The 26,158-nt window shown below is 58.2% G+C and carries 30 protein-coding genes; 15 read left to right on the plus strand and 15 right to left on the minus strand.

All coding sequences use genetic code 11. The features are described 5' to 3' along the window. Window positions 1-194 precede the first annotated feature (194 nt). Window positions 195-611: a large-conductance mechanosensitive channel protein MscL gene (mscL, locus tag CRD18_RS07070; RefSeq protein ID WP_049189708.1), complete on the plus strand. Its 417-nt coding sequence runs from the start codon at window positions 195-197 to the stop codon at window positions 609-611. 280 nt (window positions 612-891) lie between these two features. On the opposite strand, the gene CRD18_RS07075 is transcribed toward mscL, so the two are convergent. The 6 genes from CRD18_RS07075 to CRD18_RS07100 all read right to left on the minus strand — a co-directional run bounded on the left by CRD18_RS07075 (window position 892) and on the right by CRD18_RS07100 (window position 5,964). Next, a complete protein-coding gene (locus tag CRD18_RS07075; RefSeq protein ID WP_005511427.1) occupies window positions 892-1,461 on the minus strand; it encodes a molybdenum cofactor biosynthesis protein B in 570 nt (189 codons plus the stop codon). Between the two features lie 72 nt (window positions 1,462-1,533). Next, window positions 1,534-2,853: a S1C family serine protease gene (locus tag CRD18_RS07080; protein ID WP_070549887.1), complete on the minus strand. Its 1,320-nt coding sequence runs from the start codon at window positions 2,851-2,853 to the stop codon at window positions 1,534-1,536. Between the two features lie 158 nt (window positions 2,854-3,011). After that, window positions 3,012-4,568, minus strand: a complete 1,557-nt coding sequence (locus CRD18_RS07085; RefSeq protein ID WP_049189711.1) for a HAMP domain-containing sensor histidine kinase — start codon at window positions 4,566-4,568, stop codon at window positions 3,012-3,014. Then, window positions 4,568-5,260, minus strand: coding sequence for a response regulator transcription factor (locus tag CRD18_RS07090; protein WP_005511429.1), 693 nt, complete (start codon window positions 5,258-5,260; stop codon window positions 4,568-4,570). Before CRD18_RS07090 ends, CRD18_RS07085 begins: the two co-directional genes overlap by 1 nt. A 242-nt stretch (window positions 5,261-5,502) precedes the next feature. Next, window positions 5,503-5,676, minus strand: a complete 174-nt coding sequence (rpmF, locus tag CRD18_RS07095; RefSeq protein ID WP_005511439.1) for a 50S ribosomal protein L32 — start codon at window positions 5,674-5,676, stop codon at window positions 5,503-5,505. A 21-nt stretch (window positions 5,677-5,697) separates the two neighbouring features. Next, on the minus strand, window positions 5,698-5,964 hold the full coding sequence (locus CRD18_RS07100) for a type B 50S ribosomal protein L31 (protein WP_005511390.1): 267 nt from the start codon (window positions 5,962-5,964) through the stop codon (window positions 5,698-5,700). 456 nt (window positions 5,965-6,420) lie between these two features. On the opposite strand from CRD18_RS07100, the gene rpmB reads away from it, so the two are divergent. The 7 genes from rpmB to CRD18_RS07135 all read left to right on the plus strand — a co-directional run bounded on the left by rpmB (window position 6,421) and on the right by CRD18_RS07135 (window position 10,938). Continuing rightward, complete coding sequence (rpmB, locus tag CRD18_RS07105) at window positions 6,421-6,657, plus strand: 50S ribosomal protein L28 (protein WP_016423274.1); 237 nt, start codon at window positions 6,421-6,423, stop codon at window positions 6,655-6,657. A gap of 3 nt (window positions 6,658-6,660) precedes the next feature. Beyond that, the gene (gene rpmG, locus CRD18_RS07110) at window positions 6,661-6,825 is read left to right on the plus strand and encodes a 50S ribosomal protein L33 (protein ID WP_005511413.1); all 165 of its coding nucleotides are present in this window, start codon (window positions 6,661-6,663) and stop codon (window positions 6,823-6,825) included. A 3-nt stretch (window positions 6,826-6,828) separates the two neighbouring features. Further along, window positions 6,829-7,134 (plus strand): 30S ribosomal protein S14, encoded by a 306-nt coding sequence (gene rpsN / locus CRD18_RS07115; protein ID WP_005511414.1) that lies wholly within the window; start codon window positions 6,829-6,831, stop codon window positions 7,132-7,134. Window positions 7,135-7,148: 14 nt separating this feature from the next. Continuing rightward, window positions 7,149-7,400 (plus strand): 30S ribosomal protein S18, encoded by a 252-nt coding sequence (gene rpsR / locus CRD18_RS07120; protein ID WP_005511410.1) that lies wholly within the window; start codon window positions 7,149-7,151, stop codon window positions 7,398-7,400. 165 nt (window positions 7,401-7,565) lie between these two features. Beyond that, window positions 7,566-8,501 (plus strand): AEC family transporter, encoded by a 936-nt coding sequence (locus CRD18_RS07125; RefSeq protein WP_049189712.1) that lies wholly within the window; start codon window positions 7,566-7,568, stop codon window positions 8,499-8,501. 47 nt (window positions 8,502-8,548) lie between these two features. Continuing rightward, entirely contained in the window at window positions 8,549-9,274 is a 726-nt protein-coding gene (locus tag CRD18_RS07130; RefSeq protein WP_049171307.1) for a TIGR03089 family protein, read from the plus strand. Window positions 9,275-9,327: 53 nt separating this feature from the next. Then, window positions 9,328-10,938, plus strand: coding sequence for an FMN-binding glutamate synthase family protein (locus CRD18_RS07135; protein ID WP_049171310.1), 1,611 nt, complete (start codon window positions 9,328-9,330; stop codon window positions 10,936-10,938). A gap of 20 nt (window positions 10,939-10,958) precedes the next feature. Here the strand turns inward: CRD18_RS07135 and purE are convergent, their stop codons facing one another. The 4 genes from purE to CRD18_RS07155 all read right to left on the minus strand — a co-directional run bounded on the left by purE (window position 10,959) and on the right by CRD18_RS07155 (window position 14,198). Next, complete coding sequence (gene purE / locus CRD18_RS07140; RefSeq protein ID WP_049171375.1) at window positions 10,959-11,435, minus strand: 5-(carboxyamino)imidazole ribonucleotide mutase; 477 nt, start codon at window positions 11,433-11,435, stop codon at window positions 10,959-10,961. A 117-nt stretch (window positions 11,436-11,552) separates the two neighbouring features. Next, window positions 11,553-12,842 carry a 5-(carboxyamino)imidazole ribonucleotide synthase gene (locus tag CRD18_RS07145; protein WP_080969567.1) on the minus strand — a complete coding sequence of 430 codons (1,290 nt, stop codon included), beginning with the start codon at window positions 12,840-12,842 and terminating at the stop codon, window positions 11,553-11,555. Window positions 12,843-12,872: 30 nt separating this feature from the next. Continuing rightward, window positions 12,873-13,334: a PH domain-containing protein gene (locus CRD18_RS07150; protein WP_049171313.1), complete on the minus strand. Its 462-nt coding sequence runs from the start codon at window positions 13,332-13,334 to the stop codon at window positions 12,873-12,875. Between the two features lie 6 nt (window positions 13,335-13,340). After that, window positions 13,341-14,198 (minus strand): biotin--[acetyl-CoA-carboxylase] ligase, encoded by an 858-nt coding sequence (locus CRD18_RS07155; protein ID WP_049171316.1) that lies wholly within the window; start codon window positions 14,196-14,198, stop codon window positions 13,341-13,343. Between the two features lie 126 nt (window positions 14,199-14,324). Between CRD18_RS07155 and CRD18_RS07160 the strand changes: the two genes are divergently transcribed. The 3 genes from CRD18_RS07160 to CRD18_RS07170 all read left to right on the plus strand — a co-directional run bounded on the left by CRD18_RS07160 (window position 14,325) and on the right by CRD18_RS07170 (window position 17,956). After that, window positions 14,325-15,965 carry an acyl-CoA carboxylase subunit beta gene (locus CRD18_RS07160; protein ID WP_187406612.1) on the plus strand — a complete coding sequence of 547 codons (1,641 nt, stop codon included), beginning with the start codon at window positions 14,325-14,327 and terminating at the stop codon, window positions 15,963-15,965. A gap of 105 nt (window positions 15,966-16,070) precedes the next feature. After that, complete coding sequence (locus CRD18_RS07165) at window positions 16,071-17,699, plus strand: acyl-CoA carboxylase subunit beta (RefSeq protein WP_016423283.1); 1,629 nt, start codon at window positions 16,071-16,073, stop codon at window positions 17,697-17,699. After that, a complete protein-coding gene (locus tag CRD18_RS07170; RefSeq protein ID WP_016423284.1) occupies window positions 17,696-17,956 on the plus strand; it encodes an acyl-CoA carboxylase epsilon subunit in 261 nt (86 codons plus the stop codon). Before CRD18_RS07165 ends, CRD18_RS07170 begins: the two co-directional genes overlap by 4 nt. 136 nt (window positions 17,957-18,092) lie before the next feature. On the opposite strand, the gene CRD18_RS07175 is transcribed toward CRD18_RS07170, so the two are convergent. Both CRD18_RS07175 and CRD18_RS07180 read right to left on the minus strand, forming a co-directional pair. Then, window positions 18,093-18,635 carry a hypothetical protein gene (locus tag CRD18_RS07175; protein ID WP_049193052.1) on the minus strand — a complete coding sequence of 181 codons (543 nt, stop codon included), beginning with the start codon at window positions 18,633-18,635 and terminating at the stop codon, window positions 18,093-18,095. Between the two features lie 2 nt (window positions 18,636-18,637). Beyond that, complete coding sequence (locus CRD18_RS07180) at window positions 18,638-18,850, minus strand: helix-turn-helix transcriptional regulator (protein ID WP_048733637.1); 213 nt, start codon at window positions 18,848-18,850, stop codon at window positions 18,638-18,640. Between the two features lie 159 nt (window positions 18,851-19,009). Between CRD18_RS07180 and CRD18_RS07185 the strand changes: the two genes are divergently transcribed. Further along, window positions 19,010-19,612 (plus strand): nucleoside triphosphate pyrophosphatase, encoded by a 603-nt coding sequence (locus CRD18_RS07185; protein ID WP_016423286.1) that lies wholly within the window; start codon window positions 19,010-19,012, stop codon window positions 19,610-19,612. Between the two features lie 65 nt (window positions 19,613-19,677). Here CRD18_RS07185 and CRD18_RS07190 read toward each other — a convergent pair whose 3' ends face one another. Continuing rightward, on the minus strand, window positions 19,678-20,736 hold the full coding sequence (locus tag CRD18_RS07190; RefSeq protein ID WP_016423287.1) for a Cj0069 family protein: 1,059 nt from the start codon (window positions 20,734-20,736) through the stop codon (window positions 19,678-19,680). A 363-nt stretch (window positions 20,737-21,099) separates the two neighbouring features. Here CRD18_RS07190 and CRD18_RS07195 point away from each other — a divergent pair, with 363 nt between their 5' ends. The 3 genes from CRD18_RS07195 (at window position 21,100) to CRD18_RS07205 (ending at window position 24,711) form a co-directional block, all read left to right on the plus strand. Continuing rightward, complete coding sequence (locus CRD18_RS07195) at window positions 21,100-21,984, plus strand: sulfurtransferase (protein ID WP_187406613.1); 885 nt, start codon at window positions 21,100-21,102, stop codon at window positions 21,982-21,984. 420 nt (window positions 21,985-22,404) lie between these two features. Further along, complete coding sequence (locus tag CRD18_RS07200) at window positions 22,405-24,192, plus strand: acetyl/propionyl/methylcrotonyl-CoA carboxylase subunit alpha (protein ID WP_038626370.1); 1,788 nt, start codon at window positions 22,405-22,407, stop codon at window positions 24,190-24,192. 117 nt (window positions 24,193-24,309) lie between these two features. Next, window positions 24,310-24,711: a hypothetical protein gene (locus CRD18_RS07205; RefSeq protein WP_042388876.1), complete on the plus strand. Its 402-nt coding sequence runs from the start codon at window positions 24,310-24,312 to the stop codon at window positions 24,709-24,711. A 30-nt stretch (window positions 24,712-24,741) separates the two neighbouring features. Here the strand turns inward: CRD18_RS07205 and cobF are convergent, their stop codons facing one another. Both cobF and CRD18_RS07215 read right to left on the minus strand, forming a co-directional pair. Next, complete coding sequence (gene cobF, locus CRD18_RS07210) at window positions 24,742-25,590, minus strand: precorrin-6A synthase (deacetylating) (RefSeq protein ID WP_016423291.1); 849 nt, start codon at window positions 25,588-25,590, stop codon at window positions 24,742-24,744. After that, on the minus strand, window positions 25,541-25,822 hold the full coding sequence (locus CRD18_RS07215) for a hypothetical protein (RefSeq protein WP_016423292.1): 282 nt from the start codon (window positions 25,820-25,822) through the stop codon (window positions 25,541-25,543). The genes cobF and CRD18_RS07215 overlap by 50 nt, the downstream gene beginning before the upstream one ends. Window positions 25,823-26,158 lie beyond the last annotated feature (336 nt).

Raw genomic sequence — 26,158 nt, forward strand, 5'->3', positions numbered from 1 at the left:
AGTTGACTTGTCCCACAACTTAGTGCGGGGATACAATGGCCAGGCAATTCAAAACTACGATTAGAGCGAAGAAGAGTGGCACTGCCTGATATCGCACTGCCCCGTTTCTCAAAATCGTATGGGCCTGCCATGAGCAACACGATGACTCACAGGTCTCGTTTGGTTTGTTCCGTTTCTACAGAAGGAAATTTCCTATGCTTAAGGGCTTTAAAGAGTTCATCATGCGCGGCAACGTCATCGACCTGGCGGTCGGTGTTGTCATCGGTGCTGCGTTCACCGCAATCGTCACTGCTTTCACCGACAGCCTGCTCGAGCCGCTGCTGAACACCATCGGTGGCGCTGAGGTCACTGGCCTCGGCTTCGAAATCATCAAGGGCAACCCGTCGACCTACCTTGACTTCGCAGCTGTCATCACCGCAGTCATCAACTTCCTGCTGGTCGCAGCGGTTGTCTACTTCGTCATCGTTGCTCCGATGAACAAGTTCAACGCGATGCGTGAGGCTCGTCTGGAGACCTCCGCTGAGCCAGAGGTCACCGAGGCTGACCTGCTGACTGAGATTCGTGACCTGCTGGCAGAGCAGAACGGCAAGCCGAAGACGGAGCTGAACTAGCCTCTAGCTGCTAGTTGCAGGCTTCCGATAAGAAGCGAACTAACGCTTTTACACAGCGCTCATCCCCAATGGGGTGGGCGCTGTTTTATCCAATAGTCCACATCAAAATCACGAGCATCCTCCGGGGATTCATCGTGATAGTGCACTGTGCGCGCGGTTTTCGCACTGCGTGACTGGGCAAAGTTTTTCGCCGGTGCACCTGCGCGGCGGCGCTGCCTACGGCTTCCACTGCGCGGCGCAGCTTGCTCGGGCTGATTGGGCTGCTTAGCGTCGCCCATTCCTAAACGCTCCAGCGGCAGAGATCATCAAGCACATGAGAGACCAGCGGGAGAATTGTCGCCATGCCATCGCGCACTGCAGCGCGAGACTCCGCGAGATTGATAATCACTGTCTGACCGGACACACCGGCCAAACCGCGGGACAGACCGGCATCCAATGCGCCAGCTCCCATACCGGAGTTACGAATAGCCTGCTCGATGCCCTGCAGTCGCACATCGAGAACCTTGCGAGTGGCATCCGGGGTCTTCGCACGAGGCCCAACACCAACACCGCCCACCGTAACGACCAAATCTGCGCCACCGACAACAGCGGTATCTAGGGCCTTCCGGATCTCACGCTTCACTGCACCCGTACTGACCACAGCATCGACCGAGTAGCCGTCTTCTTCCAACAGCTCAACCATGAGCGAAGCCGCACCATCCGGGTTCTCAAAATGGTCGCCCACGAGGACAACAAACGCATTTCGAACCTGGCCGTCGTCGTTGATAAGACGCTCCATCTCAGCGAGGTTGACGTCACTTGGCTCAGTACTCACGGTTTCACTCATCTGCTCTATCTCGCTTTCTCCCACAGCTTTTCACTCGAAGTTTCACTCGAAAACTCTTCTACAGATGGTGAGGTACTAACTCCACCACGCTGCCTATCAATCCTGGGCTTCTACCAAGGTGACATCGACCGTTCGCTCGTTGCCGCCTCGCTCATCTGTAACTGTAAGTGTGACAGAATCCCCAATCCGATGCGACCGAATAGCCGCAATTAGTGCAACGCCGTTGTCAAGTGTGCGGTCATCAACCTTGGTAATCAGGTCACCATCTTTCAGTCCCGCCTTATCAGCTGGGCCGTCTGGCGTTACCTCTCGCACCAGTGCACCACGTGCAATCGGACGCGAATCAATCTGGGCACCAATGACAGGCATCCGCGCCTTACCGGAATCAATCAGGTCTTCCGCTATGCGACGAGCCTGATTAACCGGAATTGCGAAACCAAGGCCAATGCTGCCCGCCTGTTCCGATGCCTCACTGTTAGAGGCAATCACGCTGGGCACACCGATGAGGTTGCCTTCCATATCCACTAGCGCTCCGCCGGAGTTACCCGGATTAATCGCCGCGTCGGTCTGGATTGCATCAATGACCGAGGACTGACCGTCTTCACCAGCGGCGGTCACTGGACGGTTTTTAGCGGAGACAATGCCCTGCGTAACAGTGGAGGTCAGTCCCAGTGGCGAACCAACGGCCACCACTTCCTGGCCAACCTGGACCTGCGAGGAGTTACCCAGAGAGATTGGGCGCAGCCCGTTAACACCTTCAATTCGAATAACGGCAATATCAGTCGCTGCATCCCCTGCAACCAGAGTTGCCGGGTGCGTGGTGCCGTCGGAAAGCAGGACTTCCATATGTGCGTCCGGACCTGCGCCTGCGACGACGTGATTATTCGTCAGCACCAGGCCGTCGGACGACAGAATGGAACCTGAGCCCGACGCCGTGCCCCGCTCCGAGACAGTGGTGATGGAGACGACACTGGGAAGGACCTTCTGCGCGACCTTCTCCACGGACCCCTCAGCTGCTGCTACCTGACGGGTTTCCGCAGGCTTATCCAGCGCGTTGTCCGCGGGAGCCGACGACTGCGAGTTGTGAACTACCCATGCGCCGACACCGCCACCAATACCGGCCGAGCACAGCATCAGGGCAGCGACTGCCAGCGCCCCCATGCCCTTAGCCCCCTGGGCACCCTTGGTCTTCTGCTGATTGGCCGCAACATCCCACTCTGAACCGCCTCCGTAAGCGCCGTTCGGCTGAGACGGGATGGTGTTGTAGTGGGAATTCTCCCAGCCGCGCTCGTCGGCAGAAAACTGGTTTGTCTCACCAGCATTCCCCATGGCACGGTTCTCGCTGAAGTTGTGAGACTGCGAGGAGTAGTGTCCCCGCTCATCTCCTCGCGAGGAATCGTTGAAAGAGTTGCTCATACGTAATACCTTGCACTGTCTGTCTAACAATTGGCTGAGAGCAGTCTGCAGTCTCGCCGAAAATTCCCCGAATGAAACACCGAATCCCCGCCACGCACTTCCTTAAAAGGCTGCGCGCAGCGAGGATTACATCAGCTTTGACGTGGGGTTATGCGTTTCTAGCTAGGCTCTTGAGCGGAATCGGAGTCGTCACCTTTTCCGCTGTGCGGACTGCCCGGCAGCGTTACTCTCATCAAGGCACCGCCATCATCGGACTCATCGGCAGTAATCGTACCCCCGTGGCGGACGATGACCGACTTCACAATGGCCAAGCCCAGGCCGGATCCAGGCATCGACCGCGACTGAATGGAACGGTAGAAACGCTCGAAGACCTTGTCTCGATCTTCCTTCGGGATACCTGGCCCCGAGTCCGCCACCGTGAATTCAGCAACAACCTCGCTGAGCGGCGTCAGACGAACCCGCACGGTGCCATTTTCTGGCGACCACTTTGCAGCATTGTCCATCAAGTTCAAAACTGCGCGACCAAGACCCGCCGAATCCCCGTAGACATACCACGGAGCTGTCTGCACATCGAAAGTAATGTCCGGACGACGACGCTCAACACGCGCCAGCGACGTGGAAATGATTTCGTCGACATCGACATGCTCAATAACCTGTTGCGGGCCATCTTCGCGTGCCAGATCAACCAGGTCACCGACCAGCGTCGACAGCTCTTCCAGCTGTGCGATGACGTCAGCTTCCAGATCCGCGCGATCCTCATCCGAGATTGCCGCTCCCGAACGGGAGGCCATCATCAGCAGTTCAATATTTGTGCGTAACGACGTCAGCGGAGTCTTCAACTCATGACCAGCATCTGCAACCAGCTCCGCCTGCTTAATGCGCGACGCTTGAAGTGCAGCCAACATCTCATTGAAGCTGCGGGTGAAGCGCGCAAGCTCATCGTCGCCCTCCACAGGGATTGGGCGCAGCTCGTCGGTTTCCGTCACCCGCTCCGCAGCAATGCGCAGCCGAGTGACCGGGCGCAGACCCGTTGTTGCCACCGTAATACCTGATCCGATTGCGAAGAGGATTCCGATAGCAGAGATACTCAGCAGCACTGCACTGAGCGCTTTCAAGACCGACTGCGTCGAGCTCAGATCCTGCGAAAGGATCAGCGTCGCACCGTCTTCGGAGCGGACGGCGTATACACGACGGCCGTTGTACTCATCGGTGCGAATCGATTCCTGTCGATTCCCCCGCAACACCGCAAGTTCGGGGCCACCAATAGAGATTGAGCCACCGCCTTTGCCCGCCACACTGCCGTGGGCAAAGTACACCGCGTCCAAATCGGGGTTCAGAATCCTGTTCGAGTCCGCTTCAAAGGAGGGGCCAATGGCAAACTCCGAAGCGTACGGTGACATCAGCAGCTTTTCCGCCTGGCTACGGAGGTTACTGTCCACCTCGCGGTATAGCGCTGCCTGCACAGTAAAAAATGCAGCCAGCGTCATCAGCCCCACCGACATCGCCACAATGAGCGCTGTCAGAATAGTCAGCCGCCAACGCAGCGAAGGGATACGCGAGCTCCGCGGCAGGCCGGGAAGCGATTCCCCTGCCATCGTCTCAGTATTCGCGGACTTCTCTTGCTTACCGACGGTACCTTGCCCCGGATTGACCTCCGTGGCAGAACGCTGATTTGATTGCACGCCACCGCCGGTCGAACGACGACGGCGCAACATCACGGTGCGGTCTCCCGCATCACATAACCGACACCACGAACGGTGTGAATCAGACGCGGCTCTCCCTCTGCCTCAGTCTTACGACGCAGGTAACCAATGTAGACCTCCAGCGCATTGCCGGACGTCGGGAAGTCATAGCCCCAGACATCCTCCAAGATGGCGGTACGGGAGAGTACACGCCGCGGGTTGCTCATCAGCAATTCCAGCAGCGCAAATTCTGTACGAGTGAGGCTAATGCGGCGTTCACCGCGGAAGACCTCACGAGTTTCCGGGTCCAAGGAGAGATCCTCAAACTGCAGAGTTGCGGCATCCTCCATCGCAGGCACTTCCAAAGCAGAACGACGAAGTAGCGAACGGACACGAGCGAGCAGCTCTTCCAATGCGAACGGCTTGGGCAGGTAGTCATCTGCGCCGGCATCAAGACCAGCTACGCGCTCGGAGACCGAATCACGTGCAGTCAACATCATGACCGGCAGATCATCGCCTTCGCTGCGCAGCCGACGGCAAACATCCAGGCCGTCCAGCTTCGGCATCATGACATCCAAAATGGCCAAATCCGGACGATCCTTGGCAATCTTTTCCAAGGCCTCTGCGCCATCCTCGGCGAGCTCGACCGTGTAGCCATTAAAAGTCAACGATCGCCGCAACGCTTCGCGTACCGCTTGATCGTCATCAACTACCAAAATCTTCATACTGCCCATTGTGCCTTGAAAATATAAGGTGAGTGTAAATGTGACACAGATTCTTCGTGAGAGTGCTCCCATAAAACCTGGCCATAGAACTGAAAAACCTCACCCCATCGCCGAGTACAAGCGATGGGGTGAGGTTTAAAAAGCTCTTTATCAACTGTTCCTTACACACTGAACGCGCTCTGGGCGCTCGAAGCGCTCTTCGGTTCAGCGAGGAACGTTGTCAGCATCCTAAAAGATGCGCGTTAGAACTTCTCGACGTCAACCAGGCCGAGCTGAACAGCCTTGGCGATGCGACGAGGAACGTTGTAGACGCGACCGTTTACCTTGACTTCCTGGAGAGCGACGTTGTTGCTCTTCCACTGGGAACGGCGAGCGCGGGTGTTAGCACGCGACATGCGACGCTTTGGTACTGCCATTTTCTTATTCCCCTCCTATTCTTAGTTCTTCTTCGCGCGGCGAATGCGGTTACCGTAACGGCGCTGGAACTTCTCGACGCGACCAGCGGTGTCCATGACACGCTGAGCACCGGTCCAGAACGGGTGCGACTCGCTGGTGACGTCAACGACGATCAGCGGGTACTCGTTACCGTCTTCCCACTCGACAGTGCGGTCGGAGGTGGCGGTGGAACGGGTAAGGAAAGAGTGACCCGTGCCTGCGTCCTTGAAAACCACCGGGTGGTAATCAGGATGGATGTCCTTCTTCATTAATTCTCGTTTCCCTCAGGATTGAACTTCAGGTCGCTTTCCCCCAGCTAAGAGTGAGAGAATCGTGCCTGAGTTGGGTACGAACACGACTTACAATGACACGCACCGGGTCAATATTTCTATAAACCGGCATGTGACACTCGATGGAATATTACAGGCTCGAGCCCGAAAATTAAAAAAGGGCCCTGCACTAACGCCCGTCGACAAGCACGAACTCTATGACGACACTCGAGAGTCGCACCGAGAAAACCACAGTGGAACAGCGATTAGGTTATCCCGCAACTCGTGTGTAAACTGTTCTCTCGCTGTTGTCTAGTTATTCGTTTACGCGCTCAGCGTCGAGTGTCAGTGGGCAGCGCCCCGGAAAAGGCCAGGTGGATTCCTCGGTTATTCAATAGTCCGGCGTGGCGCACCAGTGATGTCGGCATTGGGCGGCAAGGAAGCAAAGGAATCCCTATGTCGGCGATTTGCCAGGTTACGGGACGCAAGCCGTCTTTCGGCAAGACCGTGTCCCACTCCCACCGGCGCACGTCGCGCCGTTGGAACCCCAACGTGCAGCGTAAGAAGTTCTACCTCGCCTCTGAGGGGCGTCACATCACTCTGAATGTGTCCCCGAAGGGTCTGAAGACCATCGACAAGTACGGTATCGAGGCTGTTGTTGCTCAGATTCGTGCACGTGGGGAGAAGATCTAAAAAATGGCACGTAATGACATTCGTCCAATCATCAAGCTGAAGTCCACTGCGGGCACCGGTTACACCTACGTGACCCGTAAGAACAAGCGCAATACCCCGGACCGTATCACCATTAAGAAGTACGATCCGGTTGTCCGCAAGCACGTCGAATTCCGCGAGGAGCGCTAATTCATGGCTAAGAAGTCCAAGATTGCCAAGAACGAGCAGCGCAAGGAAATCGTCGCTCGTTATGCAGAACGTCGCGCTGAACTGAAGCGCATCATCAAGTCCCCGCACTCCACTGACGAAGAGCGCATGGACGCACAGTACGAGCTGAACCGTCAGCCGCGTGACGCGTCCCCGATTCGCGTCCGCAACCGTGACGCTGCAGATGGTCGCCCGCGCGGCTACCTCCGCAAGTTCGGTCTGTCCCGTGTCCGCGTTCGTGAGATGGCCCACCGTGGCGAACTCCCGGGCGTCCGTAAGTCCAGCTGGTAAGTCGAGGAGCACCAATGAAGCGCAATCACTCTAACAAGAAGGCGCGGATGGAGCAGTCCCGCCGCCCGAAGAAGAACCCGCTCAAGGCCGCAGGCGTTGAGAAGGTTGATTACAAGGACATTAACCTGCTCCGCCAGTTCATCTCTGACCGTGGCAAGATTCGTTCCCGCCGCGTCACCGGTCTGACTCCGCAGCAGCAGCGCCAGGTCGCTACCGCTGTGAAGAACGCCCGCGAGATGGCACTCCTGCCGTTCACCAGCCGCTAAAGATGGCTGGTCGGCGGGAGCCGATCATTCGAATACCCGCCGAAAGGCCTTATTTACGCGCTGGCCGCATGACGATACATGCGATAACAGCGTAAAACGGACTCAGTCCTTCCCCACCAAGGGGATTGGATTGGGTCCGTTTTTTATTGTCTAAAATATGCACTTATGCCCGCTCTCACCGAAATATTCACCGGCTTTGGTTCCGTCGCAGTACTGATCATTGTTGGCTGGTTGTTTGGGCGCAGTGAGATCGTCGATAAGCGGGCATCTTTTACCCTGAATATGGTCGTGTTCTGGATTGCGATGCCGTGCATGCTCGCGCACACGCTCGCGACGGCGGATTCGGCGAGCATCTTCGGTTCGGCGTTTGGCGTCGCGGCACTGTCGGCGCTTGGCACGGCGGCGTTTTACCGGATCTTTGTGGCACCCATGTTCAAACAGCGCGGCGCCGATGCTGTGGTCGGCGCGATGTCGTCGAGTTACAACAACGTCGCTAATCTCGGCGTGCCCATCGCTGTCGCAGTGCTTCACGACGCTACCGCCGTCGTCCCAGCCCTTATCTTTCAGATTGCCTTCTATGCGCCCGCTTCCATGACCGTGCTGGAAATCCTCACTAACCGCGGCCATTTCCGACCGCGCAATGTCATCATGGCACCGCTGAAGAACCCGATCTTTCTGGCGGCGATGGTGGGACTTGCGGTTAATGCGTTTGCTATCAAACTACCTCAGTTCGTAGCGCATCCAGTGGGGCTATTGGGGCAGGCCGCGGTGCCAATGGCACTTTTGGCCTTCGGTATTAGTTTGCATGGCATGCCGTTTATGGAAGCCGGCCGCTCCCCTCGTCGCGCCGTCGTGGTGGCGTCTACGCTGAAGCTTTTCCTGCACCCCGCGCTGGCTCTCCTGTTCGGCCATTTTGTCTTTGGTCTCAGCGGGCATGCGCTGCTGGCAGCTGTGATTATCGCCGGCCTGCCGACAGCCCAGAACGTCTACACCTTCGCCTCCCGTTTCGGCCGGAACCTTGAACAGGCGCGCGATTGTGGCGTGATTACGACAATCGCCTGCTTGCCGACGGTCCTTTTGTTCACCCTGCTGTTGAGTTAGGGGACTCTTCCCGACGGCCTGGAGAGAATCTCGTTACCCTTGGAGGCGTGGAGATTCTGAAGACACTTCTCGAGGCCGACCCGTCCGTGCCTCGTTTGACCTGTTATGACGAAACTACCGGCGGTCGTACTGATCTATCGGCCCAAACTCTGGACAACTGGGCCAGCAAGATCGCCAACATGCTGCACGATGAGTTCGACCTCGTCGCCGGAGACCAAGTATGGATTGACTTGCCGTTGATTTGGCAGTCCGCCTGCATCATCCTGGGCTGCGAGCGTGCTGGCGTCACCGTTAGCGATGAGGAGCCGCTGGTCGTATTCACCACTGTCAGCAACGTCAGCACGTGGGAAGAGAAGTTCCCAGATGCCTACCTCGCAGTGCTTACCGACGATCCCTTTGGCCGCGGTGTCGTGGAATGCGGTGATGATATTCCACCGGGAGTCATTGACTTTGGTCCGGAAGTTCGTTTCCACCCAGACGCATATCTAGGCGCAGGCCCGGACTCCGACCAAACCCCCGTTATTGGGGAAAAGTCGGCTGCAGAACTGCTTTCATCTGCTGGCGATTATGCGGACGAGATGCAGCTCACGCCCGGTTCCCGCGTCGTTTCCGACGGCTGGCTGGTGCCTGATTCTTCACAGGTCACCGCAGATAAATGGGCATGTAATGTGCTGTCGGCTTGGGTTCGTGGAGGTGCTGCCGTCGTCGTGCGCGGTGGCGATAGCGAGCGTGTCACTGCTATTTCTACGGCCGAAAAAGCCCGTGTGATTTAGTCGCAGCTGTCCCGTCGAGAAGCGCTCTAAGTAGTCGCGATAACCTGGAAACCGTGATTACCCGACCATATATTCTTGCGATTCTCGCCCTCATCAACGTCTTGGGCGCACTGGCTGTATGGGATCTGAGCCCATGGTGGTGGATTCTGATGGCCTTCATCCTCTTCCTGGATGTTGTGGCTATCTATGACATGCTTCAGAGGAAGCACTCCATCTTGCGGAACTTCCCGGTCATCGGCCATCTGCGCTACATGGGTGAGACCATTCGCCCTGAGATGCAGCAGTACTTCATCGAACGCAACTTCGACGGCGCTCCATTCGACCGCGATACCCGTACCGTGGTCTACGAGCGTGCGAAGGGGCTGTCCTCGAAGAAGTCATTCGGTACTGAGCGAAAGATTAATGCGCCCGGCTACGAGTACGTCCGCCACTCGATGGCGCCGAGCCAGCACGTCATCGAGGATCCGCGCGTAGATATTGGCGGTCCGGACTGCGCCCAGCCGTACTCAGCGTCTATCTTCAACATCTCAGCCATGAGTTTCGGCTCTCTGTCCCCTAACGCTGTCATGGCAATGAATAAGGGCGCGAAGCTGGGCAACTTCGTACAGGACACCGGCGAGGGCGCTATCAGCCCTTACCATTTGAAGTATGGTGCCGACCTCTATTGGCAGCTGGGTTCCGGTTACTTCGGTGCGCGTACCGAGGATGGCGACTTCGATCCGGAGCTCTTCCGCGAAAAGGCTAAGATTCCGCAGGTCAAGGCAACCTATCTGAAGGTTAGCCAGGGCGCAAAGCCTGGACTCGGCGGCATGCTGCCAGGTCACAAGGTCAATGAGGAAATCGCGGCTACTCGCCACGTACCAGTTGGCAAGGGTGTGATGAGCCCGCCGTACCACCGCGTCTACTCCACCCCGCGTGAACTTGTTCGGTTTATGGGCACCATGCGCGAGCTCAACGGTGGCAAGCCGGTCGGTTTCAAGCTGTGTGTTGGCTCCCAGCTTGAGTTCCTCGCCGTGTGCAAGGCCATGCTGGAAGAGAACATCACCCCGGACTTCATCATCGTCGACGGCGCTGAAGGCGGCACCGGCGCTGCACCGCTGGAATACTCCGACCGCGTTGGCCTGCCGCTTACCGACGGCCTGATTCTCGTCCATAACGCGCTCGTAGGTGCCGGTCTGCGAGATCGCATTAAGCTCGGTGCGTCCGGCAAGGTCATTACTGGCTTCGATATTGTGAAGCGCATGTGCATCGGTGCTGACTTTGTGAACTCGGCTCGCGGCATGATGATGGCCACCGGCTGTATCCAATCTCAGCTATGTCATACAAACACCTGCCCGGTGGGTGTGGCTACCCAGGATCCGAGCCTGTGGAAGGCCCTGGATGTCGACGACAAGGGTCAGCGTGTGGCCAACTATCACAATGCCACGGTCGCGGAAGCAGCTAGCCTATTGGCATCGATGGGCCTGAATAGCTTCTCTGAGCTGGGGCCGTCCCACCTGCTGCGGCGCACCAATGAGCAGGTCGGTGAGACCTACGCGGAGCTCTACAACTGGCTGCAGCCAGGCGAGCTGCTGAGCGGAACTCGCTTCCACAACTGGGCCGAAGCCTGGGAGACCGCCGACCCGGACACGTTCCACTACCCCGCAGTTCATATGCGCGGGTAGTTCGGGGCTGGTTGCGCGCCCTACTCACCCATCAGCTTCTTGCGCAGACGCTCGTCCTTTTCCAGGACCTGATCGCGCATGTTGGCCTGGTAGTTCTCCATCGCCACAATGAGCTCCGGGTAACCGGCCGAGAGAATACGCACAGCCAGCAGGCCAGCGTTCTTAGCGCCGCCCACACCGACGGTTGCCACCGGAACGCCGCCCGGCATCTGAACGATTGACAGCAGGGAATCGACACCCTCCAGGTTCTCCAACGCGCGTGGCACGCCGATAACCGGCAGCGGAGTGGCCGACGCAACCATGCCCGGCAGGTGTGCTGCACCACCGGCGCCAGCGATAATGCAGCGCAGCCCCTTGTCAGCGGCGGACTTTGCGTAGTCAATCATGCGTTCCGGAGTGCGGTGTGCAGAGACCACACCTACCTCAAAGGGAATTCCGAACTCAGCCAAGACCTCCGCTGCGGGCTCCATGGTCGGCCAATCCGAGTCCGACCCCATAATCAGACCGACCAGCGGACCGGTTACGTTGGCCAACTTCGGGCTTGCCACCTGGTTTGCTTCAGCCAATGTTGTCTCCTTGAGATAGCAATCTAATTCTTATACAGCGCCAGCCACCTATGCGGTGTAGCCGTCTGCCCACACGCCATCGACGATGTAGCCAGCAGCGAGGTTGGCAACCCGCCGGGTCTCCGCGATGCCTTCCGGGCTTGCGTCGTAGCCGCACAGGTTGACGTGCCCCAGCTTACGTCCAGGGCGCCAATCCTTCCCGTACCAGTGAATCTTCGCTGATGGGAAACGACGCCATACCTCAGCAAAACGCTGTGAAATAGGTACATCCGAGGCCTCATCGCCACCGAGCGTATTGACCATTACCGTCACCGGCGCAGTCGGGCGAGTGGAACCCAGTGGCATGTCAGCAACTGCACGCAGGTGCTGCTCAAACTGGCTGGTCTCACAGCCGTCCTGCGACCAGTGACCAGTGTTGTGTGGCCGCATGGCCAACTCGTTGACAAAAATCTCCGGATTGCCGTCAGCATCGACGGTTTCGAACAGCTCAACTGCCAGCGCGCCGGTTACTCCCAGCTCGGAAGCGATGGTCACACTGAGCTTTTCGGCCGCTCTCGCAAGGTCGTCGGCAAGCCCTGGCGCCGGGCAGATTGCCTCAACACAGATGCCGTCACGCTGCACGGACTCGAGGACCGGCCAGGCCTTGACCTCGCCCGACGGCGTGCGCGCACACATGGCCGACAACTCACGAACCAGCGCGACCTTCCGCTCGGCCATCAGCGGCACATCTTTGCCCAACAGCTCGTCGACAAGCGTGCGCAGATTCTCGCGGTCCTTCGGGAACCACACGCCGTGACCGTCGTAACCGCCGCGGCGAGCCTTCAGGCAGACGGCACCGTCAACGCGGTCGAAGAATGCTTCGGCATCCTCGGCGGACTCAATTGCAGCGTAGGCAGGTACTGGAGCGCCCAGTTCCTCCAGGCGCTGGCGCATCAGCAGCTTATCCTGCGCGTACAGCAACGCCGACGGCTGAGGCTGAACCGAGTAGCCCATCTCGGTCAGCTTGTTGAGGAATTCGGTGGGAACGTGCTCATGGTCGAAAGTCACGGCCTGCGCACCGGCGACAGCGCGCTCAACATCTTCCCAGACGTGGTAGTCGCCGATGATAACGTCCGCACACACCTGCGCTGCGGAAGCATCCGGCGAACCGGCGAGCAAACGGATGGACTGTCCCAGCTCAATGGCCTCAGTCTGCATCATACGAGCCAGCTGACCGTCACCAATCACCGCCACAACCGGCACGCCATCAGCATGCGCGGGATGCTGCGCAGCAGTTAGCGCTGCAGCGGAATTAGAAGTGGAATTAGTGGAGTTTTCAGGGGTATCCGAAGCAATCACACCCCTGATTGTAGGTTATGACCCAAAATTCTAAGTCAACCGGGAGACCAACTTAGCCACCTTACGAGAGCTGGGAATATCTTCCACAGCCAGCGGCGGGCCGAAACTGCGGGTGTGCAGATACAGCACGCCGCCCTTGCGATTGACCGCACGTACCGAACGCAGATCAATCGAGACCACCTGCGGGCGCAGAATGCCACGGCGCAGAATAATTCGCCTATCAGTTAGTACGAACCGCTCCCCCAACCAACTTAGTACCGGACGAACGACGCGCCAGAGAATAAGCCCCAGCCACGCGAAGAGCAGCAGCTGACGCACACCTTGCAGATCTCCCGGAGCAATCGCAGGGCCGTCGATAAAACCAATCAGCAACCAGCAGACGCCCGTGATAACCATGAGTTCCAAGAGCGGCCACACCAGCCGACCAAAAGTTGGATTGGTGTCCAGCAGAATTGCCTCGCGCGTGTCCAACTCATCATCGGGAAAGGTCATACAGCACTACCCCCGCTCCGAATCAGCCTGCGGGGACGCATAGCCGCCGTCAGTGGCACGAACATGGAACACGTCACCGGCCGCAACAAAGTGACTTGTGCCAGCTTCATCGGTGACGATCAATTCGCCGTCGGCACGCACGCCAACCGCCTTGCCCACCAGCACGCGATCCCCCGGCAACTCCACGCGCACGTTCGAACCGATGGTCGCGCACACCGCCTCGTAGTCCCGCAGCAGCTCCGCATCGCCCTTTCGCCACTGCGCTTGACGACGTCCCAGCGCACGCAGCACACCAGCGGAGATGTCGTCGCGGTCGAGGTTTTCCGCTCCCGCCAGGTATAGCGAAATGGCGTGTGGCACCGGCAGCTCATCTTCCTGCAGGGAAACGTTGACGCCGATTCCCGGAATGAGAATTGGCGGTGTCAGCGACGCGGCCTCCACCAGAATTCCGCAGAGCTTACGACCGTCAACCAGGACATCGTTCGGCCACTTCAGAGAAACGCGTTCAGGCGCAAGACCCGCAACTTCCACAACAGCATCGACAACTGCGAGGCCCGCGACTAACGGCAACAGACCCAGTTGCTCGGGTGCGAGCCCTTCCGGGCGCAGCAGCGCGCTGAGTGCAATGGACGCACCCTTCGGGGCCGTCCAACTACGACTCAGTCGACCGCGACCTGCGGTCTGCTCCGAGGCGATAAGCGCACTGAGATCTGCCACCTGCCCCAGTGCCGCCTGTTTCCGAAGATCAGCGTTGGTCGAACCAGTGGTTTCGACAACCTCAATGGAATTCCAGCCCGGCGCGGCTGCGCGCACACGCGTGGCGTCAAGAGGCTTGCGGGAAGCAACAATCCTGGGGTTGGTCATGCACAGCAGTCTAGCGCCATGGCCGGATTCACTGAGTCGTGACCTTTCTCAAGAGCTCTACAGCGTGAGAATCATCACAGCTCGCCTGCTTTACTATTTTCCTTCCCAAACACTACATTCCATAACATGACTATTTCCTCACGTTTGGCGGCGGAGCAACACACCACCGCTTTCCTCAATGAAGACCTTCTACGCCGACGCACTGCTGCACTGACTCCGATGGGGTCGCGGGGCTACGACAAGCTCAAACTGACTGAGCGCATGAATGCCCGCGAGCGCATTGACTACCTGCTGGACGAAGGATCTTTTGTCGAATTTGATGCGCTAGCCCGCCACCGCACTACCGCATTTGGGATGGAAGCCAAACGCCCCGCGACCGACGGAATCATCACCGGCTGGGGAACCATAGACGGCCGTGAGGTCTGCATCTTCTCTCAGGACGGCACAATCTTCGGTGGTGCACTCGGAGAGGTCTACGGCGAAAAGATGGTCAAGATTCAGGAACTTGCCATCACTACCGGCCGCCCCCTTATTGGCATGTACGAAGGTGCCGGCGCCCGCATCCAAGATGGCGCAGTCTCACTGGACTTTATTGCCCAGACGTTCCACCACAACGTTCGCGCCAGCGGCGTCATTCCGCAGATTTCAGTCATTTTTGGCGCCTGCGCGGGCGGAAATGCCTACTCCCCAGCACTGACGGACTTCGTTGTCATGGTGGAGGAAAACTCCCGTATGTTCGTCACCGGCCCTGACGTAATCGAAACAGTCACAGGCGAAAAAATCAGCCAGCACGAGCTCGGCGGCGCCGACACCCATATGGAGATCGCCGGAAACTCCCACTACACCGCCGCTAGCGAGCAGGATGGACTCGACTGGGTCTGCGATTTGCTCGACTACCTCCCCAACAACACAACCTCCCCCGCGCCCAGCTGGGATTCCGATGCCAGTGACGAAATCACCGACACCGATCGCACCCTCGACAGTCTCATTCCCGACAGCCCATCCACGCCGTACGACGTGCACGAAGTCATCTACGCGCTTTGCGACGATGCGGAGTTCCTGGAAATCCAGGAAAACCGAGCAGCCAATGTCGTGATTGGCCTTGGCCGTCTCAACGGTCAATCTGTTGGGTTTGTCGCTAATCAGCCCATGGAATTCGCGGGCTGCCTAGATATCGATGCAGCGGAGAAGGCCGCGCGATTCGTCCGAACCTGCGATTGTTTCAACATTCCACTCGTCTTTCTCGTAGACGTACCCGGCTTTCTCCCCGGTTCAAATCAAGAACACCAGGGAATTCTGCGCCGTGGCGCTAAATTGCTCTATGCGTATGCAGAAGCAACCGTTCCTAAAATCACCGTCACCATGCGCAAAGCCTATGGCGGCGCGTATTGCGTGATGGGATCAAAGGGGCTCGGCGCGGATGTAAATCTGGCTTGGCCGACGGCACAGATCGCCGTGATGGGCGCCTCAGGCGCAGTACGCTTCCTCCATCGTGCCGAGATTCGAACCGCCACCGAAGCAGCTCTCGCAGCAGACCCAGCGGCCGATAGATTTGGCACTCCCGAGAGTGTGAAAGAACTCATTGCTGAACTGGAAATGGGATACGAGCAACACATGCTCACGCCTTATCGTGCCGCCGAACGGGGGTTAATTGATGAAGTCATCCTCCCCTCCGAGACACGAACTCGAGTGATAAAAAATCTGCGCCTTCTATCTTCAAAGAAAGTACCGTGGCCTGCGCGCAAGCACGGCAATATTCCACTGTAAGAGCAGGCTTTTTGCTGTACAACGAGCTAGTCATTACCCCTACTTTTGTTAACAGCGATTGCCCCCAACTACCTCCCCCCGTTTTCGAAACGTAAACTAGTTGGTATGACGACTGCCGCAAATACATCAACCGGTGAAACCCCGGATTTGACCACTACTGCTGGAAAGCTGGCCGATCTGCGAGCCCGTCTCGCAGAGACCCAGGCTCCAATGGGCCAGGCCAGCATTGACCGCGTCCACGACAAGGGCAAGATGACCGCTCGTGAGCGCATCGAGTTCCTCTTGGACGAGGGCTCGTTCGTGGAGGTTGACGCTCTCGCACGTCACCGCTCCAAGAACTTCGGCCTCGACGCCAAGCGCCCTGTCACTGACGGTGTTGTGACAGGCTACGGCACCATCGATGGCCGCCAGGTCTGTGTCTTCTCGCAGGACGGCGCCATCTTCGGTGGCGCGCTCGGTGAAGTCTACGGTGAAAAGATTGTCAAGATCATGGATTTGGCCATCAAGACCGGTGTCCCAATTATCGGCATCAACGAGGGTGCTGGTGCCCGCATCCAAGAGGGCGTTGTTTCCCTCGGCCTCTACTCCCAGATTTTCTTCCGAAACACCCAGGCTTCTGGTGTTATCCCACAGATCTCCCTGATCATGGGCGCCTGCGCTGGTGGCCACGTCTACTCCCCGGCTCTGACCGACTTCATTGTCATGGTCGATGGCACTTCCAAGATGTTCATCACCGGCCCGGACGTTATTAAGACCGTCACTGGCGAAGAGGTCACACAGGAAGAGCTGGGTGGCGCTGGTACTCACATGAGCACCTCCGGTACTTCGCACTACACCGCCGCTGATGACGAAGACGCTCTGACTTTCGTTCAGGAATTAGTCAGCTACCTGCCGTCCAACAACCGCGCTGAGGCTCCTCGCATGGAGGCTGAGCCGTTCGAGGGCTCCATCGCTGACAACATCACTGAGACTGACCTCGAGCTCGACACGCTGATTCCGGACTCCCCAAACCAGCCGTACGACATCAAGGACGTCATCACCCGTCTGGTCGACGACGAGGACTTCCTGGAAATTCAGGAGGACTACGCACAGAACGTGGTCATCGGCTTCGGTCGCGTGGAGGGTCGCTCGGTCGGTTTCGTCGCCAACCAGCCGATTCAGTTCGCTGGCTGCCTCGACATCAAGGCATCCGAGAAGGCGGCTCGCTTCGTCCGCACCTGTGACGCCTTCAACATTCCGATCATCATGCTGGTTGACGTTCCAGGCTTCCTGCCGGGCACCAACCAAGAGTTCGACGGCATCATCCGCCGTGGCGCCAAGCTGCTGTACGCATATGCTGAGGCCACCGTCCCGAAGATTACCGTCATCACCCGTAAGGCCTACGGCGGAGCTTACTGTGTGATGGGCTCCAAGGACATGGGCGCTGACATCAACCTGGCATGGCCGACCGCTCAGATTGCGGTCATGGGTGCTTCCGGCGCTGTCGGCTTCATCTACCGCAAGGAGCTCAAGGCTGCTGCGGCCGAGGGCAAGGATGTCGTCGCACTGCAGAAGGAGTACGAGGCAGAGTACGAGGCCACCCTGGTCAACCCGTACATGGCTGCTGAGCGCGGCTTCATCGACGCCGTTATCCCGCCGAGCGAGACCCGCGGCCAGATCATCGAGGGTCTGCGTCTGCTGGATCGCAAGGTTGTTAACGTACCCGCCAAGAAGCATGGGAACATTCCGCTGTGACCGATTCCAAAAACACCCCAGCAACCGAAGACAAGGACGCCGCTACAGCCCCGGCTGCACCGTTCATGTCCGTCCTCAAGGGCAACCCGTCAGACGCTGAAACCGCCACGCTCGCGCTTTTGTTCGCAGGTATGGCAGCAGCCGGCGGTGCCCCAGAGGACCGCGGCCCGCGCAACAACTGGGGTCGGCTGGAAGAGGGTTTCCACCAGCCGCACCAGCACGTACCGGGCACGTTCCGCAACGTCCATTTCTACTAGTACAGCTACCGCTTACCGCGTAGTCGTTACCGCACGCTAGCTGCGTCGATTCGCTAGCACAAAGCGCCACCATCGGGTTTTCCGATGGTGGCGCTTTGGTTTTTGTTACTGCCTTAGCCTTGACCACTGCTTATTACTAGCGCTGTTCACCCAGCGACTCGCCATCAAACTCGTCATCGAGCTCCCGGTCCAGCCGACGCTGATCACGGTTGCGAGCTACCGGCCACACCACCTTGAACAGGAAATACACAAACGCCAGACCGATGGCAGCACCCACCACAGCGCCGGCAATGAATCCCCACGATTCCGATAGTGCCCCACCAGCGCTTGCCTCAGAGAGCATTTGCACTCTGATAAAACCAATCAGCCACAGCCCAATGACGGCTACGAGTGCTGCAATCTCGCCTTTTGTAAGACCATTAATCTTCGGCATTGGCACTTGACGTCGCAACCACCGCTGCGAAAACAGGAGTCCAACCAGCGGCATCAAGATGATTGCCACTGTCACGCCCACCATCTTTGGCTCTGGAATGAGCCAAATCAGTACCGTTGCAAGCACGTAATTAGCCCACATCATCATTGTGAACCCGTACGTGTAGGACTTATGCAGCAACATCTGCTGATACTCATCGTCCACCGTGGCGCTGTTGCGTTCAATTACGACATCCGCATAGGACATTGTCAGTATCCTTCCTCACCAAAAATTTCTTCGACTGTTTTTCCCAGTACCTTGCAGATACGCAACGCCAAATACACCGAAGGCGAGTAATTTCCCCGCTCGATATTTGCAATGGTTTGCCGCGAGACCTCCACCTTCGCGGCTAAATCCGCTTGGCTCAGCTCCAACCAGCGTCGGTATCTCCTGACCTGGTTCGAACGTTCTTCCCCACTCATCTGTGTACTTTCTTTAACTTGATGTCCACTTTACTTTACATCACTAGAAGGCAGCTGCCATCTAAAAAAATCTGCCTGTTCTTACAATCGGGCCAACCCCACGCATGTTTGCCACAAAAATTAGGCTTTACGATTCCGCCCTCACTAAAATCACTAACTATGAGCAGCCCCCGAATCGTCTTGGCTTCCACTTCCCCTTCGCGACTGCACATTCTGCGCTCTGCAGGCATCGAGCCCATCACAGTAGCGCCCAACGTCGACGAGGATGCCGTAATCACAGCCCTTCCGGACGCATCGCCGGTACGCATCGTCGAGGAACTCGCACAGGCCAAGGCACACGCTGCCTCTCCGGCCTACCCCAATGACATTGTCATTGGCGGGGATTCAATGCTGCTTCTCGACGGGCAGTTGCAGGGCAAGCCCCACACGGAAGAAAAGACCATTGAGCGCTGGCATCAACAGAGTGGCCGGACGGCTGAGCTGATTACTGGTCACTGTGTCGTGACACCAAAGGGCGAGCACCTTGAGGTGGCGATTACTTCCCTCGATTTCGCTGAAGTCCCAGAAGAGGACATCCGTGCCTACGCTGCGACGGGCGAGCCGCTGAAGTGCGCTGGCGCGTTTACTTTGGAGGCTCTAGGCGGCTGGTTTGTCGATGGCATCAATGGCGACTCATCCAGTGTGATCGGACTGTCGCTACCTGTCGTGCGCCGAGCTCTGTATCGCTACGGCTATTCGGTCTCCCAGTTCTGGAATCGGTAGGCATCGCAAGGACGTCGTAAAGCAAAAACCGCACCAAATTGGTGCGGTTTTCTTAGCTGTTGAGACTACTTGTTAGCAGCCTCAACGCGCTTGATGGCCTCCTGAGCAACAAGCTCCTGAATACCCATATCCAGCTCGGAGGTGAAGCCGACACAGGAGCAGTTGATCTCGCCGAGAACGTAGGTGTCCTCGCCGTTCTCGCCGTCTGCCAGCATGAAATCAGCGGTCCAGATTAGCGGGATATTGTCGCCACCGAGGTTCTCGGCAATGACCGGGCGAGCCTCAGCAAACATGTCGATGAGGTCCTGCCACTCTTCCGGCTTGTTGTAGGTGTACTTCGCGCCAGAGAACAAGGTTGCGGAGAAAGCGTCGCCGCCCTCGGCCGGCTTCTTGTGAACCACGAAGACCGGGTGCGGACCGACCAGCAGAATGCGAATTTCGCCTTCGGTGATGCGCGGCATGAAGCGCATGTCCACGAGCATGCCGTTATCGCCGATGATGTACTGGTCGCAGAAATCCATGAACTCGCCGAGCTCGCGAGTCTCGGTGTGGTTGTCCACGGCCTCGGTGCACTTCAGCTTGGTGTTCAGCGGCAGCGGGGTGCCCGGCTCAACGTTCTTAGCAACCTCTTCGTCAGCGATACGCACGCGCCAAATGCCAGATCCGGTGGAGCCACGGTTCTGCTTGAGGACGCGCTCGCCGTAGGACAGGGAGGTCGGGAAAGTGCTGTGGAATGCCTCGACGTCGTAGTATGCAGCGGTGTCAGACGGAACCAGGTCGGTGTCCTTGAGCTTGACCAGTGCGTCCTTTGCGCCGTAGGCCATCATTTCGCCCGGGGTGGACATACCAACCAAACCAGCGACCGAGAGACTGGTCAGAAGCTCGAAGTAGCCCCTCTCACCACCCGGGATGTTGCCCGGGTTTACGCGGGAGATGTAGCCGTCGAAGTTCTGGGAGACGTAGTCGTACAGGTCGTCCTTCCACTCCGGTCGGTAGTAGACGACCTCAGCGGACCAACCGGCTTCGCGGATAGCGTTGACGATTGGCATGGTGTCCTTGCGGTGTCCGTCGAAGTACTTGTCCGAGCCGCCCTCGATCTCGAATACAACAATGTTCTTGTGCACAGGCACTCCTTTTAAGAAAATACATGGACTTCCGGCACTCAATTGTCTCCGTAACGCAGCGAATACCCAGGCAGATAGCCCATTTCAGCCCATTTTCCAGTGATACGAATCAACACAGTTTTTGCGCTAACTCTCAGCTAAATTTTAGGGCACTACCTGGACTCCAAGCGCGCTGAAAACACTGCTTTTACCCCCAACTGTGAGGCGTATCCCAGGGTGGCCGCGGACGCAATTGTTGCCGTCGGAAAGCGCTCACACTGGGGACTATTCCGCCGTTCGCCACGCGACCCGTAAACTAGATATGCAATTGACGATAAACGTCAGAAAGTCCCACCCACCCAACTTGCGCCAAGGGAGTATCCGATGGCTGTTCCGCACGACCCGCACCCCCAGTTCCAGCAGTACGCCCACCCTGAGCGCCTCGTCTCTAGCTCCTGGCTTGCTGCCCGACTGGGCTCTCCCGGTCTGCGCGTTGTTGAATCCGACGAGGACTCACTGCTCTACGACATTGGACATATTCCGGGCGCGGTTCGCATCGACTGGCATCACGACCTTAACGATCCCGTGCGCCGCGACTATATCGACGCCGAAGGCTTTGCCGAGCTCATGCGCGAGAAGGGCATCTCGCGCGATGACACCGTCGTAATCTACGGCGACAAGTCCAACTGGTGGGCCGCCTACACACTCTGGGTCTTCGAGCTTTTTGGGCATCCCGACGTGCGCCTGCTTAACGGTGGCCGCGATGCCTGGATGACTGAAGAACGAGACACGAGCTTCGAGGTCCCCAATTACCCACGCACTGACTACCCTGTCGTCGAGCGCGACGACAAGACACTGCGCGCCTACTTCAGCGATACACGTGAGCTCATTGGAAAGGCTCCGATTATCGACGTGCGCACTCCGGAGGAGTATGCCGGTGCACGAACCCACATGGTCGATTACCCACAGGAAGGCGTCCTGCGTGGTGGCCACATTCCAACCGCGGTAAACATTCCATGGAATCAGTCCGTTCACCCGAACTCGCGTTTCCGCGACCGCGAAGAGCTTGAGCAGATTTACTCGCACGTCCAATTCGAAGATGAGGCGATTGTCTACTGCCGCATCGGTGAGCGCTCCGCGCACACCTGGTTTGTACTGCACCACCTGCTCGGCCACGAGAATGTTCGCAACTACGACGGCTCGTGGGTTGAGTGGGGAAACATGATTGGCATGCCCATCGCCCACGGTTCGGAGCCGGGAAGCCTGTAGACGATTGACGCAACCGGTGGGCACTTCTCCCCACCGTTTTCCCGGCATCAGCGACTGGCACTACAGCGGAGAATTAATTCCCCCTGCCGCCCCCAATCAAGGGGGCGGCAGTTGCACTCTTAGGTGGTAATTTTGGCCGCAAACTTAGATTTTTGGGCGAAAAATAGCCACTTCAGCTGCCCCCACACCCACTTGAACGCTGCTCAAGGTCACAATCCCTACCCCCTTATGTAGCGAGCAAAAAGAGGTTGCTTACCGCACCTGTGACACAATGGAGGCATTGGGTCACACGCTGTTAGCTACCGCGTGGTTAACCGCATTGCGGTTCACCGCTCAGTTAACTGCAGTGCTGCTTGTGATTCCTACAAATGACTGTCGCAACCTTGCCCCGAGGGCCAATTCTCGGGGTGCCCACGAAAAATGGAGGATTTCGTGTCCGAGCAGACCACTGAAAAAATCACGAAGGTTCTCGTCGCCAACCGTGGCGAGATTGCCGTTCGCGTTATTCGCGCTGCGAAGGACGCAGGCATTCCTTCCGTCGCCGTTTACGCTGAGCCGGATGCGGACGCTCCATTCGTGACTATGGCGGATGAGGCTTTTGCTCTCGGTGGCACCACTTCCGCTGAGTCTTACCTAGTCTTCGATAAGATTCTGGATGCCGCAAAGAAGTCCGGCGCTAATGCCATCCACCCGGGCTACGGCTTCCTGTCGGAGAACGGCGACTTTGCTGAGGCTGTTGAGAACGCTGGCCTGATTTGGATCGGCCCGTCGCCAGAGTCCATCCGCGCCCTGGGCGACAAGGTCACCGCTCGCCACATTGCGCTGAAGGCTGACGCTCCGATGGCTCCAGGCACCAAGGAACCGGTTAAGGATGCAGACGAGGTCGTCGCGTTCGCTAAGGAGCACGGTCTGCCAATCGCCATTAAGGCTGCTTTCGGTGGCGGTGGCCGCGGCATGAAGGTCGCACACGAGATGGAAGAGGTCGCTGACCTCTACGAGTCCGCTACTCGCGAGGCCGTTGCCGCCTTCGGTCGCGGTGAGTGCTTCGTAGAGCGCTACCTGGACAAGGCACGCCACGTCGAGTGCCAGGTTCTCGCTGATAAGCACGGCAACGTCGTTGTCGCCTCCACCCGTGACTGCTCTCTACAGCGTCGTTTCCAGAAGCTCGTCGAGGAAGCACCTGCTCCGTTCCTGACCCCGGAGCAGGATGAGCGCCTGCGCCAGTCCGCTAAGGACATCTGCCGCGAGGCTGGCTACTACGGTGCCGGCACCGTTGAGTACCTGGTCGGCGCTGACGGCCTGATCAACTTCCTCGAGGTCAACACCCGTCTGCAGGTGGAGCACCCGGTCACCGAGGAAATTACCGGCCTCGATCTGGTCCGTGAGCAGTTCCGCATTGCCGAAGGCAAGGAACTGTCCATCAAGGAAGACCCGGAGATGCACGGTCACGCTTTCGAGTTCCGCATCAATGGCGAGGACGCCGGCAGCAACTTCATGCCGGCTCCGGGCACCATCACCAAGTACGTCGAACCGTCCGGCCCGGGTGTCCGCATGGACACCGGCATCAAGGAGGGCGATGTCATCGGCGGTCAGTTCGACTCCATGCTGGCCAAACTGATTGTTTGGGGCGAGACCCGCGAAGAGGCTCTGCGCCGCTCCGCTCGCGCCCTGTCTGAGTACCAGGTTGAGGGTCTGGCAACGGTCATTCCGTTCCACCGCCACATTGTGGAGAACCCGGCGTTTGTCGGCGATGGCGAGAAGTTTGACGTCTACACCAAGTGGATTGAAGAGGAATGGGACAACCCAATCGCTCCGTACGACGGTGACTCTGACGCTGACACCGACACCGTCCCGGCTCAGAAGGTCGTCGTCGAGATCGACGGTCGCCGCGTCGAGGTAGCCCTGCCGGGCGACCTGGCTCTGGGCGGCGGCAACGCTGGTGCCAAGAAGAAGAGCAAGAAGAAGCGCGCTGGCGGTTCCAAGAAGGCCGCTTCCGGTGACGCTGTGGTTGCTCCGATGCAGGGCACCGTCATCAAGGTCAACGTCGAAGAGGGCCAGGAAGTCTCCGAGGGTGACACCGTGGTTGTCCTTGAGGCCATGAAGATGGAAAACCCAGTCAAGGCTCACAAGGACGGCGTTGTCACGGGTCTGGCTACCGAGGCTGGCTCAGGTGTCGGCAAGGGCGATGTCCTGATGGAACTGAAGTAGTTCTAAAGCTCTAAGCGGGGCTGGTTGCGATGGGATTCGCAGCCAGCCCCGCTTGATTCTTTTCAGCCCCTCCCCCGGCGCCCTTAAACACTGTTCAGGACGTCTAGAGTGGACGGTATGGAACCCATGGAAGTAAATGCCGGCCGCTTCTACTGCCGTCCGCTGCGCCACGATTCCCGCGTCGATGACGCCCCGGTCGCAACCCAATTACTCACAGAATTGGCCCCTGACTCCGTCGCCGAGTTCCTTCGGAACTCCACCACCGAGTGGGAAAACGACACCGCCTACCGCTTTGCGGTTGCTGAGCAGACGAACGTCGAGATGCTCGCACTAGCAACCGTCGAGGTCATCAATGCCGACCACGTCAGCATCACCGTCCGTCCCGCAGGCGATCCCGCACGCGTGTTGCCTAACGACGATCAGGTCCTCACCAAGGTAACCGTCGCCGACGGCGTCGAAGCCGCCGAAAAAGCCCTCCACCGGTGGGCAGAGGGCTTCTTGGGCAAGAAAGTCAGCTAGCCGAACTGGCACCGCTACGACTGCTCAGTCCTAGGCGCCGGAACGCAGCAGGTAGATATCCATAATCCAACCGTGCTCCGCACGGAGCTTCTTTTTCAGCTCCGCAATCTCTTCGCCGACGTCGCCAACGCGACCACGGCGGAGCGTCTCCAGCTCCGTTCCCAGGAATGCACCCCAGAGAATCTCTTCCTCCGGGTCCGCGTGCTCGAGCCAGGCTGCACCGCCATCGAGCATCACCACCGCATCCATGCCAGGCGCACGCTCCCCCAGGCGCCGACCAGTGGTAATCAATACCGGCTTACCAATCTGGTTCAGGCACTCTCCATGCGCTGCGGTCAGCGCGGAAATCGCCGTCACACTGGGGATAACTCGCGAGCGCACGTCCAGCCCAAGGTCGCGGACGCGCTGCAAAATCCGCAATGTTGAGTCATACAAGGAGGGGTCACCCCAGACCAAGAACGCACCGCGGCGCTTGCCCTCTCGTCCGAGGTGAGCGACGAAGGCGTCGGCAAGCAGCTCTGCACGGCGCTGATGCCAGTCACGGACGACTGCGCCGTAGTTATCGGGCGTGCGGTCACGTGGCGGGTCGGGAACGGTAACGAGTTCGACATGCGGCGCATGCTTATCGACGATCGCCTGTCGCGCAGCCAACAAGTCCGCTTTGGCATCACCCTTGTCGAGAGCAAAAACTACGTCGACATCAGCAAGAGCGCCGATAGCCTCGAGCGTAATGTGGCTCGGACTACCGGCGCCGATTCCGATGACGTCTACATCGACATATCCGCTGTATACAGGGCTCTCGGCCTGAGTGCGGGCGGCGTCGTTTCGACTAGTGATTGGTCGGATCTCCCTCGTAACCGAACTGTTCAGCCATCTCATCTGGAGACAGGCCAGCCATCGAACCCTGGAGGTTAGCCGAAGCGGCCTGCTTCAAGTAAATCTCGCAAGCGTTGGCCATGTACTTGGAGTCGTACACGTTCATCTCCAGAATCGGAGTCAAAGAGCCATCATCTTCCATGCGCGAAACCAAAAGGTGCGGCTTGTCCGAGTCCGTGGTCATGGAGCACTTAATCTTGACACCGTTGACATCCGTGAAAGTTGGCTTAATCATATTGTCATCCTCCTCCAAAACAGCGACCGGAAAATAAGTAGCGCTGTTGCGACCGCAAGCGCAAGAAAGTCGCTCGTTATAAACCATGTTAGCCAGATTCCGGGCGGCACCGCCGAGCACAAAAGCACATGGGGGTAATAGCGAGCTTCCTGCATGTTTGCGTGTCAGGTCGAGGACCCAATTGCCACTAGAGCTCGCAGATGCGTTAAAGTGATGAAGTAATTTTCCGGCCGCCGAGAATGTGTTTTCACGGCTGTTTTACCCGGAAGATGATTGCCCTAGTAGCTCAGTGGATAGAGCACGGCTCTCCTAAAGCCGGTGTCGGAGGTTCGATTC

The organism is Corynebacterium sp. LK31 (assembly GCF_014335015.1).
GTDB lineage: Bacteria > Actinomycetota > Actinomycetes > Mycobacteriales > Mycobacteriaceae > Corynebacterium > Corynebacterium jeikeium_D.

Coding starts and splice junctions, on each gene's coding strand:
- CRD18_RS07195 (WP_187406613.1), top strand. CDS start 21,100: ATGGCTGTTCCGCACGACCCGCACCCCCAGTTCCAGCAGTACGCCCAC.
- CRD18_RS07155 (WP_049171316.1), bottom strand. CDS start 14,198: ATGACCAACCCCAGGATTGTTGCTTCCCGCAAGCCTCTTGACGCCACG.
- mscL (WP_049189708.1), top strand. CDS start 195: ATGCTTAAGGGCTTTAAAGAGTTCATCATGCGCGGCAACGTCATCGAC.
- CRD18_RS07215 (WP_016423292.1), bottom strand. CDS start 25,822: ATGATTAAGCCAACTTTCACGGATGTCAACGGTGTCAAGATTAAGTGC.
- CRD18_RS07125 (WP_049189712.1), top strand. CDS start 7,566: ATGCCCGCTCTCACCGAAATATTCACCGGCTTTGGTTCCGTCGCAGTA.
- rpmG (WP_005511413.1), top strand. CDS start 6,661: ATGGCACGTAATGACATTCGTCCAATCATCAAGCTGAAGTCCACTGCG.
- rpmF (WP_005511439.1), bottom strand. CDS start 5,676: ATGGCAGTACCAAAGCGTCGCATGTCGCGTGCTAACACCCGCGCTCGC.
- CRD18_RS07090 (WP_005511429.1), bottom strand. CDS start 5,260: ATGAAGATTTTGGTAGTTGATGACGATCAAGCGGTACGCGAAGCGTTG.
- CRD18_RS07205 (WP_042388876.1), top strand. CDS start 24,310: ATGGAACCCATGGAAGTAAATGCCGGCCGCTTCTACTGCCGTCCGCTG.
- cobF (WP_016423291.1), bottom strand. CDS start 25,590: ATGAGATGGCTGAACAGTTCGGTTACGAGGGAGATCCGACCAATCACT.
- CRD18_RS07185 (WP_016423286.1), top strand. CDS start 19,010: ATGAGCAGCCCCCGAATCGTCTTGGCTTCCACTTCCCCTTCGCGACTG.
- CRD18_RS07180 (WP_048733637.1), bottom strand. CDS start 18,850: ATGAGTGGGGAAGAACGTTCGAACCAGGTCAGGAGATACCGACGCTGG.
- CRD18_RS07080 (WP_070549887.1), bottom strand. CDS start 2,853: ATGAGCAACTCTTTCAACGATTCCTCGCGAGGAGATGAGCGGGGACAC.
- rpsR (WP_005511410.1), top strand. CDS start 7,149: ATGAAGCGCAATCACTCTAACAAGAAGGCGCGGATGGAGCAGTCCCGC.
- rpsN (WP_005511414.1), top strand. CDS start 6,829: ATGGCTAAGAAGTCCAAGATTGCCAAGAACGAGCAGCGCAAGGAAATC.
- CRD18_RS07085 (WP_049189711.1), bottom strand. CDS start 4,568: ATGTTGCGCCGTCGTCGTTCGACCGGCGGTGGCGTGCAATCAAATCAG.
- CRD18_RS07165 (WP_016423283.1), top strand. CDS start 16,071: ATGACGACTGCCGCAAATACATCAACCGGTGAAACCCCGGATTTGACC.
- rpmB (WP_016423274.1), top strand. CDS start 6,421: ATGTCGGCGATTTGCCAGGTTACGGGACGCAAGCCGTCTTTCGGCAAG.
- CRD18_RS07160 (WP_187406612.1), top strand. CDS start 14,325: ATGACTATTTCCTCACGTTTGGCGGCGGAGCAACACACCACCGCTTTC.
- CRD18_RS07200 (WP_038626370.1), top strand. CDS start 22,405: ATGGAGGATTTCGTGTCCGAGCAGACCACTGAAAAAATCACGAAGGTT.
- CRD18_RS07150 (WP_049171313.1), bottom strand. CDS start 13,334: ATGACCTTTCCCGATGATGAGTTGGACACGCGCGAGGCAATTCTGCTG.
- CRD18_RS07100 (WP_005511390.1), bottom strand. CDS start 5,964: ATGAAGAAGGACATCCATCCTGATTACCACCCGGTGGTTTTCAAGGAC.
- purE (WP_049171375.1), bottom strand. CDS start 11,435: ATGGGGTCGGACTCGGATTGGCCGACCATGGAGCCCGCAGCGGAGGTC.
- CRD18_RS07175 (WP_049193052.1), bottom strand. CDS start 18,635: ATGTCCTATGCGGATGTCGTAATTGAACGCAACAGCGCCACGGTGGAC.